The sequence below is a fragment of the Flavobacterium sediminilitoris genome, from assembly GCF_023008245.1.
Taxonomy (GTDB): Bacteria; Bacteroidota; Bacteroidia; order Flavobacteriales; family Flavobacteriaceae; genus Flavobacterium; species Flavobacterium sediminilitoris.
The window spans coordinates 1,554,733-1,567,232 of record NZ_CP090145.1; the positions used below are offsets into that span (position 1 = coordinate 1,554,733).

The 12,500-nt window shown below is 30.0% G+C and carries 13 protein-coding genes; 9 read left to right on the forward strand and 4 right to left on the reverse strand.

Annotated elements, in window-relative coordinates; genetic code table 11:
* The 3 genes from LXD69_RS07000 (at nt 1) to LXD69_RS07010 (ending at nt 1,818) form a co-directional block, all read left to right on the forward strand.
* Nucleotides 1-240, forward strand: a complete 240-nt coding sequence (locus LXD69_RS07000) for a NifU family protein (RefSeq protein WP_045969636.1) — start codon at nt 1-3, stop codon at nt 238-240.
* A 190-nt stretch (nt 241-430) separates the two neighbouring features.
* Nucleotides 431-1,489: an NAD(P)/FAD-dependent oxidoreductase gene (locus LXD69_RS07005; RefSeq protein WP_045969634.1), complete on the forward strand. Its 1,059-nt coding sequence runs from the start codon at nt 431-433 to the stop codon at nt 1,487-1,489.
* A complete protein-coding gene (locus LXD69_RS07010) occupies nt 1,489-1,818 on the forward strand; it encodes a 2Fe-2S iron-sulfur cluster-binding family protein (protein WP_045969631.1) in 330 nt (109 codons plus the stop codon). The genes LXD69_RS07005 and LXD69_RS07010 overlap by 1 nt, the downstream gene beginning before the upstream one ends.
* Nucleotides 1,819-1,855: 37 nt before the next feature.
* On the opposite strand, the gene LXD69_RS07015 is transcribed toward LXD69_RS07010, so the two are convergent.
* The 3 genes from LXD69_RS07015 to LXD69_RS07025 form a co-directional block, all read right to left on the reverse strand.
* Nucleotides 1,856-2,755: a metallophosphoesterase gene (locus LXD69_RS07015; RefSeq protein ID WP_045969629.1), complete on the reverse strand. Its 900-nt coding sequence runs from the start codon at nt 2,753-2,755 to the stop codon at nt 1,856-1,858.
* A gap of 54 nt (nt 2,756-2,809) precedes the next feature.
* Nucleotides 2,810-3,592, reverse strand: a complete 783-nt coding sequence (locus LXD69_RS07020) for a DUF3050 domain-containing protein (RefSeq protein ID WP_045969627.1) — start codon at nt 3,590-3,592, stop codon at nt 2,810-2,812.
* Between the two features lie 125 nt (nt 3,593-3,717).
* The gene (locus tag LXD69_RS07025) at nt 3,718-4,896 is read right to left on the reverse strand and encodes an acyl-CoA dehydrogenase family protein (RefSeq protein ID WP_045969625.1); all 1,179 of its coding nucleotides are present in this window, start codon (nt 4,894-4,896) and stop codon (nt 3,718-3,720) included.
* A 472-nt stretch (nt 4,897-5,368) separates the two neighbouring features.
* On the opposite strand from LXD69_RS07025, the gene LXD69_RS07030 reads away from it, so the two are divergent.
* The 4 genes from LXD69_RS07030 to LXD69_RS07045 all read left to right on the forward strand — a co-directional run bounded on the left by LXD69_RS07030 (nt 5,369) and on the right by LXD69_RS07045 (nt 9,037).
* Nucleotides 5,369-5,554, forward strand: coding sequence for a hypothetical protein (locus LXD69_RS07030; RefSeq protein ID WP_045969623.1), 186 nt, complete (start codon nt 5,369-5,371; stop codon nt 5,552-5,554).
* An 83-nt stretch (nt 5,555-5,637) separates the two neighbouring features.
* Complete coding sequence (locus LXD69_RS07035; protein WP_246918445.1) at nt 5,638-5,841, forward strand: phosphoheptose isomerase family protein; 204 nt, start codon at nt 5,638-5,640, stop codon at nt 5,839-5,841.
* A 219-nt stretch (nt 5,842-6,060) separates the two neighbouring features.
* Nucleotides 6,061-7,956: a LodA/GoxA family CTQ-dependent oxidase gene (locus LXD69_RS07040; protein ID WP_246918447.1), complete on the forward strand. Its 1,896-nt coding sequence runs from the start codon at nt 6,061-6,063 to the stop codon at nt 7,954-7,956.
* The gene (locus tag LXD69_RS07045) at nt 7,937-9,037 is read left to right on the forward strand and encodes an NAD(P)/FAD-dependent oxidoreductase (RefSeq protein WP_246918448.1); all 1,101 of its coding nucleotides are present in this window, start codon (nt 7,937-7,939) and stop codon (nt 9,035-9,037) included. The genes LXD69_RS07040 and LXD69_RS07045 overlap by 20 nt, the downstream gene beginning before the upstream one ends.
* 105 nt (nt 9,038-9,142) lie before the next feature.
* Here the strand turns inward: LXD69_RS07045 and LXD69_RS07050 are convergent, their stop codons facing one another.
* Nucleotides 9,143-11,314: a carboxy terminal-processing peptidase gene (locus LXD69_RS07050; RefSeq protein ID WP_246918450.1), complete on the reverse strand. Its 2,172-nt coding sequence runs from the start codon at nt 11,312-11,314 to the stop codon at nt 9,143-9,145.
* A 145-nt stretch (nt 11,315-11,459) separates the two neighbouring features.
* Here LXD69_RS07050 and surE point away from each other — a divergent pair, with 145 nt between their 5' ends.
* Both surE and LXD69_RS07060 read left to right on the forward strand, forming a co-directional pair.
* Nucleotides 11,460-12,230 carry a 5'/3'-nucleotidase SurE gene (gene surE, locus LXD69_RS07055; RefSeq protein WP_045969618.1) on the forward strand — a complete coding sequence of 257 codons (771 nt, stop codon included), beginning with the start codon at nt 11,460-11,462 and terminating at the stop codon, nt 12,228-12,230.
* Nucleotides 12,227-12,499 carry a hypothetical protein gene (locus LXD69_RS07060; RefSeq protein ID WP_045969616.1) on the forward strand — a complete coding sequence of 91 codons (273 nt, stop codon included), beginning with the start codon at nt 12,227-12,229 and terminating at the stop codon, nt 12,497-12,499. The genes surE and LXD69_RS07060 overlap by 4 nt, the downstream gene beginning before the upstream one ends.
* Nucleotide 12,500: the final 1 nt, after the last annotated feature.

The window sequence follows — 12,500 nt, forward strand, 5'->3', positions numbered from 1 at the left end:
ATGAATAAAGAAGAAATAATAGTAAATATCGAAAAAGCATTAGATGAAATTCGCCCATTCTTAAATTCGGATGGAGGAGATATTTCTCTAGTTGAGGTAATCGATGAGAAGCATGTAAAAGTCCGTTTAGAAGGAGCGTGTACAAGTTGTAGTTTAAGTGTGAGTACTATGAAAGCAGGTGTTGAAACTACAATTAAAAAATATGTTCCACAAATTGAAACGGTAGAAAATATTGCGTAACTATTTCAAAAAAGATTAATTACAAACTAAATATTTATTAGTTGAGAATGCCTTTAAGGTTGGTTTTTGTTGTGTTTTTTATTTTAATAATAGAATATGTTTCTTCAACCTTTTTAAAATAGCTAAAACTGATAAAAATCATATTAAAAATCAAAGTAACTTCGTTATTTTGTAGCTTACAATTATAAACATGATAGAAACTGATATATTAATAATAGGAGCTGGTCCTACAGGACTTTTTACTGTTTTTGAAGCAGGATTATTAAAATTAAAATGTCACATTATTGATGCCTTACCTCAGCCAGGAGGTCAATTAGCTGAATTATATCCTAAAAAACCCATTTTCGATATTCCAGGTTATCCGGAAGTATTAGCAGGAGATTTGGTGACTAATTTGATGGAACAAATTAAGCAATTTCAACCTGGATTTACTCTTGGTGAGACAGCCGAAACTATTGATAAGTTAGAAGATGGAACTTTTATTGTCACAACAAAAGAAGGAACGAAACATAAAGCAAAAGCAATTGCAATTGCTGGAGGATTAGGAACATTTGAACCTAGAAAACCTCTACTAAAAGATATAGAGTTCTATGAAAAAGAAGACAGAGGAGTTGATTATTTTGTAAAAGATCCTGAAAAATATCGTGGAAAAAATATCGTGATTGCTGGAGGAGGAGATTCTGCATTAGATTGGAGTATTTTCTTATCAAATGTAGCAAAATCAGTTACTTTGGTACATAGAAGAAATGAATTTAGAGGTGCTTTAGATTCTGTTGAAAAAGTTCAGGCGCTGAAATCTGAAGATAAAATAAAATTAATTACACCAGCAGAAGTGGTTGGTTTTAAAGGGGATGAACGTATAGAGTCTATAGATATTGAGGTTAATGGAGCTCGTATGAATGTGGAAGCGGATTATTTTATTCCTCTTTTTGGATTAACACCTAAATTAGGACCTATTGCAAATTGGGGATTAGAGATTGAAAAAAATGCAATCAAAGTAAATAATGCACTAGATTACCAAACTAATATTGAAGGAATCTATGCTATTGGTGACGTTAATATTTATCCTGGTAAGTTAAAATTAATTCTTTGTGGTTTTCACGAGGCAACCTTGATGTGCCAAAGTGTATACAATAAGTTAAATCCTGGAAAACGATATGTATTGAAATATACAACAGTATCTGGTGTTGATGGTTTTGACGGTACACGAAAAGAAGCAGAAAAAGCAGTTGTAAAAGCTATAGACTAATGACAGACATTACTATAAAGATTACAGATCGTAATGGTATAATTCATGAAGTACAAGCTCCAACAGACATGAACATGAATGTTATGGAGCTTATTCGCTCTTATGAATTAGCAGAGGAAGGAACAGTAGGCGTTTGTGGAGGTATGGCAATGTGTGCTTCATGTCAATGTTATCTTTTAAATGACGTTTTGAAAACAGAACGGAATGACGATGAAGAAGCAATGCTTTCCGAAGCCTATCATGTTAAAGAAAATAGTAGATTAGGTTGTCAAATTCACCTTACTGAAGATTTAGATGGTCTTGAAATAGAAATTGCACCAGAGCAGTAAAAATAATAAAGCGAAGAATATTCTTCGCTTTATTATTTTATTTATAATCTTCCAAATTAGCCGGTCCTTCTAAGTATTCTTTCTTAATTTGTAATGTTCCATCTTCTTTAGTATCGATAAACCATTTTATTAAAGCAATTGCTCCATTTTCTATTTCGATGCCAGTTATGCTTCTAGGATGTACGCAACTTCCATCATTAAAATAGTGTAAGGCATTTTCACTAGGACTTGGAAAACGTGGTCTATGGGTATGTCCAGTAATTGTTATTTTATTGTTATTTTCAGCAATCCATTTTTTGATTCTACGTTCTACCTTTATAAGTTCAATATAATTTTTAGCAGGACTTGTGGGGTCTTTTATTCCCCAAACTTGTAAAGGTTTCCAAAGAATTCTAACTAAAAAGCGATTAATTTTCCACCCGACATAATTCATAAAATCAGCTTGATGTCCGTGTGTTAAAAACAACTCTTGGTTATCATTATCTGCGTTTTTTAAGACAATTCCTTCGTGAAATTTAATATTTGGGAATAACGGTATTTTTTCTCCTTTTCGTTGATCAAAATATTCACTTAAAGTTTTTTTTACAACATTTTGATTACGATATACCATGTCATGATTTCCGTAAATCATATGTAACCTATTGTTGTTGAAAAATTGCTGAAGAAGCATATAAACATTCTTATTTGCTTCAAAAATATCTTTAAAGAATAAGTTTTCCCATAATTCATCTCCATCTCCAAGCTCTATATATGTAAAGCCTTCTTTGTAATAATGTTGGAGTGCATGAAAATAAATGTTTCTATTATTAGCAAAATCATCTGCAAAACTAGAATCACCTCTGTGACAATCACTAAACAAAATAAATTTGTCCTTCTTTGTAAAGGATACTCTTTTAGCTTCTTTATATGCTTTTGTTAATCGAGTTTGTGAAGACATTTAGCATTTGTTTGTTTTGTAAAGATAAACAAAAACCACTTTTGTATTGTTTTGTTACAATGCTAATTCTTTTTTTCGAATTTGTTCTTCAATGGCATCCCATAATTTAATTCTCTTTTGAAGCGCTAATATGGCTGTTTCTTCAACTTCTTGCCATTTTTTATCATCATTTTCACATAATTCCTCAATCATTTTCATTGCCATTGGTCCATGTTCATCTGCATCTAATTCAATATGACGTTCAAAATAATAGATTAATTCAGATAAATCTATTTCAGGGAAGTTTTGTTGAAATTTAGTAAGAATTGCTGAAAACATATCAGGAATAAGATCTTCTCTTCCAAAGGTGAAAGCAGAAGCTATTTGATGAGGTTTTCCTTCTTCGATTACTCTAAATGTAAAATCTAAGAAAGCTTTTATATCATCATGTAAATCACTTTGTTTAATACTTACAAATATATTTTTCGTAGTGACAACATCTTCTAAAAAGTTTTTTATTATAGCTGTATTTGCTCCACAAGTTGCCATTGCGTCAATATATAGCTCATAATGACTTTTTCTATTTCCATTTATATCAACATCGGTTTCTTCTGCAACAACTATCTCATTTATTAAGTAACGAATTTCAGGATTACCAACAGGTAGCCAAGGAGTTGTTGTACAAGTTAATTTGTTTTGTAAGGCTTTTAATAAAGACATAAAATCCCATACAGCAAACACATGATTTTCAAGAAAACAATGTAAATCTTCAATGTTTTTTATTTCATTGTATAAAGAGTGATTTAATAATTGGTCTTTATACGATTGAATTCTACGGTTAATAGTTTGGGTTTTCATAATATTTTGTTTTTAAAATTATTTACGAAATCTATCTAAATATAGTTTTAGCAAATAATGTTCCAAAAATAAAAATGCTTCATCAAATAATGAAGCATTTTATATTATTTTTATCTATTATGGTATTATTTAAATGCTGAAAACCCAGTTACATCCATTCCAGTAATTAATAAATGTATATCGTGAGTTCCTTCATAGGTAATTACTGATTCTAAATTCATCATGTGGCGCATAATAGAATATTCCCCTGTTATACCCATTCCACCAAGCATTTGTCTGGCCTCACGAGCAATATGTATTGCCATATCTACATTATTACGTTTTGCCATAGAAATTTGAGCAGAAGTAGCTCTTCCTTCATTTCTTAAAACACCAAGTCTCCATGTTAATAATTGAGCTTTTGTAATTTCGGTAATCATTTCAGCTAGTTTCTTTTGTTGTAACTGAGTTGCACCAATAGGTTTGTCAAATTGTATACGCTCTTTAGAATATCTTAAAGCAGTATCATAACAATCCATTGCTGCTCCAATTGCTCCCCAAGCAATACCGTAACGAGCGGAATCTAAACATCCTAGCGGAGCTCCTAATCCAGATTTATTTGGTAATAAATTCTCTTTTGGAACTTTTACATTATCAAATATTAATTCTCCTGTTGCAGAAGCACGAAGTGACCATTTATTATGAGTTTCAGGAGTAGAAAATCCTTCCATTCCTCTTTCTACAATAAGACCATGAATTCTTCCTTCTTCATTTTTTGCCCAAACAACAGCAATGTCAGCAAATGGTGCATTTGAAATCCACATCTTTGCGCCATTTAAAAGATAGTGATCTCCCATGTCTTTATAGTTTGTTGTCATTCCTCCTGGATTTGAACCATGATCAGGTTCGGTAAGTCCAAAACAACCTATAAATTCTCCAGAGGCTAATTTTGGTAGATATTTCATACGTTGTTCTTCATTTCCATATTTCCAAATAGGATACATAACTAATGAAGACTGAACAGATGATGTTGAACGAACACCGCTATCACCACGTTCAATTTCTTGCATAATCAAACCATACGAAATTTGATCTAAACCCGCTCCTCCATATTCTACAGGAATGTATGGGCCAAAACCACCTATGTCGGCTAATCCTTTAATTATTTGTTTTGGGAATTCTGCTTTTTGAGCATATTCTTCTATAATTGGAGAAACTTCTCTTTTTACCCATGCACGAGCTGCGTCTCTTACTAATTTGTGCTCATCTGATAATAAATCATCTAATTGATAATAATCTGGAGCTTGAAATAAGTCTGGTTTCATAATTATGTCATTGCAAGCAACGCAATTAAGCGAAGCATTTGGTTATATTTTCTAACAAAAGTAGGTAAAGATTTTTAACAAATCAATCCTAAAATGTTATAATTTTAAATTTTATATCATAAAATAATTATAATCTTTCTGATTGAATAATCCTTAATTTAAAAACTTAGATGTAGGATTAATATTTGTCTTTGGTTTGATAAAATTATTTTGTGATTAAAAATAACAGAGGTTTTAATTATTAATAATATGTTAATTATTTTACAAAATTAATTTTTGTAAAGAAGATATTTTATATTTTTAGGTTAAATTTTATTTATAATATAACATTTTTATTAGTAATATCGTATTTTAATGTAAGATATATTGATGATAATTACTATTGTATTTTTTTAAATAGAGCAAATAAACAGACAAAAAATCCAAGTGTCTTTAAATGATTGGATATTAAACAATTTTTAAACCTAGTATTATGTTAAAAAGTATCTTAGAATTAAAAGGAACTCAAAAGTTAAGTAAAAAAGAACAAAAAACAATTAGTGGTGGAATTGGACCAATTTATGAAGATAAACGTTGTGGAGGAGACGGAAGCTTCATTTTTGTTAATGGAGTAAAAACATGTTGTTATATTCCTTCTCAGAATAATTATATCTGTTAATTTATAGTTATAAGAATTTTAATAAGAACTAATTTAATTAAAAACCTCTCTATTTAGTAAATGGAGATAAATAAAAATAAACAATGAAAAAATCAATTTTAAAATTAAAAGGATCTCAAGAGCTAACTAAAAAAGAACAAAAAAGCATTAATGGAGGTATAAGAATTCCAATTCCTGGAGACCCAATAGAAGAGCCAAAAGCTTGCGGAGGTGATGGAAGTTTTATATATGTAAATGGAGTAAAAACATGTTGTTATATTCCTTATAACAACACCTATTTCTGTTAATTAAAAAAATCAGTTTATTAAAAATAATTTACTGAAAGCAAACTAAATAAAATGAAAGAATTACTCTTATTGTTGCAATAGGAGTTTTGTTTTAAGGCTATCTAATTTAAAAGATAGCCTTTTGTGTATAACTAATTTAAGTAAAGAAAACAGGTATAATTACCTGTTTTTTTAATTCTCTATTTAGGTAATTTTGAAAAGAATCAAACAAACAAAAAGATGGAAAAAGATCAAGTTATTCAAAGTGTAGCAATTTATCCACCACTAGGAATTGCTAGAATTGGAAATTCTTCGGAATATTATTTTGCTTCAGATTTATCAAATACTATGGAAACACCAGATGGGGGATTTAAAGATAAAGAAGGGAAAGTTAAAAAGCAAGTTGCTCGGTTTAGAGTATACGGATTTAATGCTGCTGGAGAAGTTGTTAAAGAAATAGTAGCAAGTGAAGCACAAATAAATTGGAGAGTACATGTTGCCAATGTAAAATCAGCTTGGTATGAGTTCAATAATGCTTTAGATTTAGAAGGATATGCTATTCCTTCAACATATAGAAATGGAAATGTTAAAGGAGGTGATAGGGATGAATTGGTTATAAATCCAGGAGTCAAAAAGATAAATGGAATAAGTCAAAAAGATAAACCAGAATATGAGTTAACAGGAGGGAAGTTTTATGGGAAAGAAGTACCACTAGGAAAAATAGAAACAGATGATAAAGGAAGGCTTTTGTTTTTTGGTGGAGATGGAAACTCTGCTTCTTATGATAATAAACCAGCAACAACCTTTGCAAATAACGTAGGTTGGCATGATGATACTTCTGATGGTACAATTAGGGCAACTATTGTTCTCAATGGCAAAACATTTGAAGCAGAACCAGCAATGGTTGCTGTAACTCCTCCAAATTTTGGACCAGGGTTATTTGGAGTTGTAACCATGTATGATGTAGTGTTGAATTTATTTATTGAAAAATTCAATTATCCAGATCCAACTTCTAATGGAGTAAATTTTTGGGAGCATATTTATCCAGTTTTAGAACGTATGACAAATACACAATGGGTAAATCATGGATTTTTTATGCTTTTTGGGAAAAACTCTCCTTCTGATTTCACTAATCCAGAGTTATTGAATAAGTTGTCTGATCCTTCTGAATCTTCAAAAGAAGAAAGGGAAAGAATCTTTAATTGGTTAAGAAATCCAAATAGTAATGTAGCAGAACCTAAAAAAGTACCTCCTTTTTATGGGGATGGTTTTGGAGATTATACAAATATTGCCTTAGATGATTTGCCAATTACAAATACACAATATAAATGGTTTGAAAAATGGGCGAAAGGAGATTTTAATAATGTCAAAGTAGATAAAATAAAATCTTTTAATGAATTATCTCTGGAAGAACAAATAGAGGCTTTAAATATAGCTCCATTTGAAGAATGTTTAGGAGGTCCTTTTCATCCAGGAATTGAATTAACATGGCCAATGCGTAATGCTTTGATGTGGGAAAAACCTTTTAGATTGAAAGTATTGCCTGAAAATGAGATGCCAAATTTAGATTATGGAAGCTTATTAAGTCCTGCAATTGCTTTGTCTGAAGACGGACCATTGTCGGCAAGTGGACCAGGTTCTTTGACTAGATGGTTAGGTGTGCCTTGGCAAACAGATGAGGCAAGTTGCCTGTCTGGATATGATACTACAACTTATTTGCCTTTACCATCATTTTGGGCAGCAAGAGTGCCTAATCAAGTATTAAGTGAAGATAGTTATGGTAGAATGAGTGATACAAAAGTAAATATTGCACAGCGATTGAAACACTTTGATTATCGTCAAGATTGGTTACGTGAATTTGGTACACAATATTTACCAAAAATAAATAAAATGATTAGTGAATGGCATGATTTAGGAATTATTGCAGAGACAGAATATAAGAATCAAGAAAGTGATTTTTTACCAAATAGAGTTTGGAAGGAAACAAGAATGGCTTATACTTCAATTGATCCAACAATGGAACAAGTTCGTTATGCGGAAAGAGTAACAGTAGATGAAAAAATGTTAAAAACAACATTTGCTGAATCTACTAAAATAGCTAAGAAAAGACCATTTTATGGTAGAAATGAAAGATAATAACTTTTTTAATGTAATTATTATTGGAGGAGGTCCTGCTGGTATTGCAGCAGGATTAACTCTTAATTCTAGGAATATTTCAACTGTTATTGTTGAAGCAAATCAGTTAAGTAATCAAAAAGTAGGAGAATGTATTCCTCCTAACGCTTATCCATTATTTCAAAAAATGGGTTTAGAATCATTGCTTATAGATGAAAAACATCATTTGTATTATGGGAATAAATCTGTTTGGGGAACGTCTATTTTGCATGAAAAATTATTTCTTTTTGATAGGTATAATAAAGGGATTCTTTTAAATAGAACTTATTTCGAAAAACAATTACAAGACATTTCTAAAAGAAATCAAATAAATTGGTTGGTAGATTATACATTATATACTATTAATAAAGAAAAGAATTTTACAAAAGTAGTCTTGAAATCGAAAACAGATGAGTTAACTCTTTTTTGTAATTATGTTGTAGATGCAACAGGAAGAAAAGCTTCTGTATGTAGAAAATTAGGAATAGAAAAGAAAACACTAGATCAGCTTGCATCATTAAGTTTTAAATGTCAAATTAAAACAACTATCCCGTTTTATGTTCATACAGAAAGTTTTGAGAATGGATGGATATACGTGTCGCCATCAGAAGGGGATAATGTGATAGTCATGATTTTTACGGATTTAGATTTGATTCCGTCTAAGAATAAAGGAAAAGACTTTATTTTGGATATTATGAATAATTCTCAATTAGGTCAAAAAGTATTTAAAACTAGATTAGAGGAAGATAATATTTTTGATATAACAACAAGAATAGCAAATACAACATATTTAGAAAAACCTTTTGGAGGAAATTGGTTAGCTATAGGAGATGCTGCTTATTCATTTGATCCATTGTCTTCTTATGGTATTACCTCGGCTCTTGCTTCAGGATATTATGGCGGACATGCATTGGCAGATATACTCTTGAAAAAAGAAGAAGCATTAGATGTTTATCATTATATTATGAGAGATGCATTTGAAAACTATAAAGTTCAACTTCATGAACAATATGCTCTTGAGAGCAGATGGGCAAATTCAATTTTTTGGAGTAGAAGAAATTAATAAAACATTTTTGAGGTTATTATGTTTTGTTTATACAAAAATTATAGTTGAATTTAATGTATAAAAAAAATGAGGTTGTTAAACCTCATTTTTTATTTATAGTTTTTAATCTAATCTTTCAAATTTTCCCTTTTTGTTTCTAGAGTAAACAACACTTCTGAAATCAAGTTTTTCAATATCGCTTAAAACATTTAAAGCTTCGTCAACATAGATATCTTTTTGAAGTTCTTCATGCCAACGCTCTCTTTTCTCCTTTAAAATGTTGTCTTTTTGAGTAGCTTCAATTTCATAAGGAAGTGAATTGAACGTTAGATTGTTTTTATAATCAGCAAGTGATTTAAACTTTCTAAGTTTATTGTCAATAATCTCCATTTTTATTTCAAATTTTTCTAAGCTAAGTTCAAAATCATTATCATCTTTTCTTTCAAAAATCCATTTTGCATTTTCATCAATCAACTTAAATTGTTCGTTATTAGCTATTCTATCATTGCTTTTAGAAATAATAGATTCAAATCCTGAAAAAATAGGTTTGTATGGAGCAGCGTCAATTTTGTCCCAAGGTAAAGAATTTTTCTCATCTCTTTCTCCCATATCTAAATAAGCAAAACGATCTGGTAAAATAATATCGCTTAATACACCTTCTCTTTGAGTTGATCCACCATTAATTCTATAGAATTTTTGAGTAGTAGTTTTTAATGCTCCTAAATCTCCATAAGAATTACTTCTTACGAACTGATTTAAATCAATAAGGTTTTGAACTGTTCCCTTTCCATAAGTATGTTTACTACCTATAACAAGACCTCTTTTGTAATCTTGAATTGCTGCTGCGAAAATTTCAGAAGCAGAAGCAGAAAAATTATCAACCATTACTACAAGCGGGCCAGTCCATTGAACACCAGGATCTTTGTCGGATAAAATATCCTTTTTACTTCCGGATGATTTTACTTGTACTACCGGACCTTGTTCTATAAATAATCCCGTCATATTTACAACAGTTTCAAGAGAGCCTCCTCCGTTTCCTCTTAAATCCATTATAATACCTTCAATGTTTTCTTTTTTAAGTCTCTCAATTTCAAGAGCAACATCTTTGTATGCATCTCTTTCGTCTTTGTTGTCAAAACTAATGTAGAATTTTGGAAGGTAAATAATTCCGAATTTTTTACCATCTTTTTCAACTACAGAAGATTTAGCAAATGTTTCCTCTGTTTCTACTTCATCTCTAATGATAGAAATTACAGAAATTGTACCATCTACTTTTTTAACGGTTAAACGAACTTCGGTTCCTTTTGCTCCTTTGATCTTTTTTACAACATCATCAAGTCTCATTCCTGCAATATCAAGAGGATCTTCACTTCCTTGAGCAACTTTTAATATTATATCTCCTGCTTCAAGTTCTTTTCCTCTCCATGCTGGTCCACCAGAAATTAATTCTGATATTTCAACTACTTCATTTTTCTTTTGAAGTTTTGCACCAATTCCTTCAAATTTTCCGCTCATACTAATGTCAAACTTGTCTTTTTCTTCAGGAGAAAAATAAAAAGTATGAGGATCAAATTGCTCAACAATTGAGTTTATAAATATTGAATACCAATCATTGCTATCAAGTTCTTTTTCAATAAAATCAAAATAATCATTTAATGATTTTAAAGAGCTTTCACGTGCTTCTTTTTCAATTTCTGAAAAACGCTTTTTAGTATAATTAGGATCTTTTTCTTTTTTGTCTTTTTCTAATTTTTCTTTATCAACGATAGTTGAAAGAACAGATAATTTTAATTGTCTACGCCATCTATTCTTTAATTCTTTATCATTTTTAGCATAAGGCTGTTTTTCATAATCAGTATTGATAACTTCATCAATAGTGAAATCAAAAGGTTTAGATAATATAGATTTATAAATAGATTCCGATTCTTTAATACGTTTTAATAATCGCGTATTAGTTAAGTAAAAAAACGACAAGTCTTTATTTTTGATCATGTCATCAATTACTTGCTTATATTGATCGAATTCTTTTATATCAGATTCTAAAAAGAAGCGTTTTGTAGGATCAATTCCATTCAAATACTTATTGTACACTTGTTTTGAGAAGCTGTCATTAATTTCAACAGGGCTATAATGTCCTTTTTCCAAGACATAAGTTAGTAGTTCCAAAAGTAATTTGTCTTTCTCTGGATCTTCGGTTTTTTTCGTAGGTATAAAACTCCATAGAACTGCTGATAAGGCAGTTATTAACAAAATAACCTTATAATTTCTTTTCATAAAATTAACAATTTGGGTCATTAAAAAAATTTTCAACTAAATTACATAAAAAATCATGCCATATCTCGCAATTTACGACAATTTTTTGTTAAAAATTAAAAACTTTATATTTATATTATTGAATTTGGTTTCCATTTAAATTATTTAAATTAGCAGAAAAAAATAAATGAAAAAACCACTTATACTTGTAACTAATGACGATAGTATAGTAGCACCTGGTATCCGTTTCTTAATTGATGTAATGAAAGAAATTGGAGAGGTAATAGTTGTAGCGCCTGATAGTCCTCAAAGTGGAATGGGACATGCGATAACAATAAATAATACACTACACATTGATAAAGTAAATTTAGATAAAGAAATTGAACATGAATATAGTTGTTCTGGAACACCAGTTGACTGTGTTAAAATGGCTGTTCATGAAATTTTAAAAAAGAAACCAGATTTATGTGTTTCTGGAATTAATCATGGATCAAATTCTTCTATAAATGTTATTTATTCAGGTACAATGAGTGCTGCTGTTGAGGCAGGTATTGAAGGAATTCCAGCTATTGGTTTTTCACATTTAGACTATAGTTGGGAGACAAATTTTGAACCGACAAGAGAGTATGTTAAAAAAATAACACAAGAAGTTCTGAAAAATGGGTTACCTGAAGGTGTTGTTTTAAATGTTAATTTTCCTAAAGCTTCGAAAGGAGTAATAAATGGAATTAAAGTTTGTCGACAAGCAAAAGCAATGTGGGTTGAAGAATTTGATAAAAGAACAAACCCACAAGGAAAAGAATATTACTGGTTGACAGGGGAATTTGTAAATAAAGATGAAGGAGAAGATACAGATGAATGGGCTTTAGAAAATAATTATGTTTCTGTTGTACCAGTTCAATTTGATTTAACAGCTCATCAGGTAATAAAAACGCTAAATAATTGGGATTTAAAATGAAGAAAAAAGATTTATTCATAGGGTTAATAATTGGTTTATTAGGAGCTTTAATAGGAACTTTTATAGCGCTTCAGTTTTTTACAGAACAAGGTTTTGTAGAAGGATTTAAAATAATGAAAAGTGCAGGAATGATAGGAAAAGTTATAACACTAGGTGCAATACCAAATGTTGTTGTTTTTTTCTTATTATTGAAAAAGAATAAAGATTTGATGGCAAGAGGAATTATCTTGGCAATGTTTATTATAACAATTACAACATTACTTTTATAAC

Bases quoted from the DNA above. Each gene is read 5' to 3' on its own strand.
- LXD69_RS07000 (WP_045969636.1), top strand. From the start codon at position 1: ATGAATAAAGAAGAAATAATAGTAAATATCGAAAAAGCATTAGATGAA.
- LXD69_RS07005 (WP_045969634.1), top strand. From the start codon at position 431: ATGATAGAAACTGATATATTAATAATAGGAGCTGGTCCTACAGGACTT.
- LXD69_RS07010 (WP_045969631.1), top strand. From the start codon at position 1,489: ATGACAGACATTACTATAAAGATTACAGATCGTAATGGTATAATTCAT.
- LXD69_RS07015 (WP_045969629.1), bottom strand. From the start codon at position 2,755: ATGTCTTCACAAACTCGATTAACAAAAGCATATAAAGAAGCTAAAAGA.
- LXD69_RS07020 (WP_045969627.1), bottom strand. From the start codon at position 3,592: ATGAAAACCCAAACTATTAACCGTAGAATTCAATCGTATAAAGACCAA.
- LXD69_RS07025 (WP_045969625.1), bottom strand. From the start codon at position 4,896: ATGAAACCAGACTTATTTCAAGCTCCAGATTATTATCAATTAGATGAT.
- LXD69_RS07030 (WP_045969623.1), top strand. From the start codon at position 5,369: ATGTTAAAAAGTATCTTAGAATTAAAAGGAACTCAAAAGTTAAGTAAA.
- LXD69_RS07035 (WP_246918445.1), top strand. From the start codon at position 5,638: ATGAAAAAATCAATTTTAAAATTAAAAGGATCTCAAGAGCTAACTAAA.
- LXD69_RS07040 (WP_246918447.1), top strand. From the start codon at position 6,061: ATGGAAAAAGATCAAGTTATTCAAAGTGTAGCAATTTATCCACCACTA.
- LXD69_RS07045 (WP_246918448.1), top strand. From the start codon at position 7,937: ATGGTAGAAATGAAAGATAATAACTTTTTTAATGTAATTATTATTGGA.
- LXD69_RS07050 (WP_246918450.1), bottom strand. From the start codon at position 11,314: ATGACCCAAATTGTTAATTTTATGAAAAGAAATTATAAGGTTATTTTG.
- surE (WP_045969618.1), top strand. From the start codon at position 11,460: ATGAAAAAACCACTTATACTTGTAACTAATGACGATAGTATAGTAGCA.
- LXD69_RS07060 (WP_045969616.1), top strand. From the start codon at position 12,227: ATGAAGAAAAAAGATTTATTCATAGGGTTAATAATTGGTTTATTAGGA.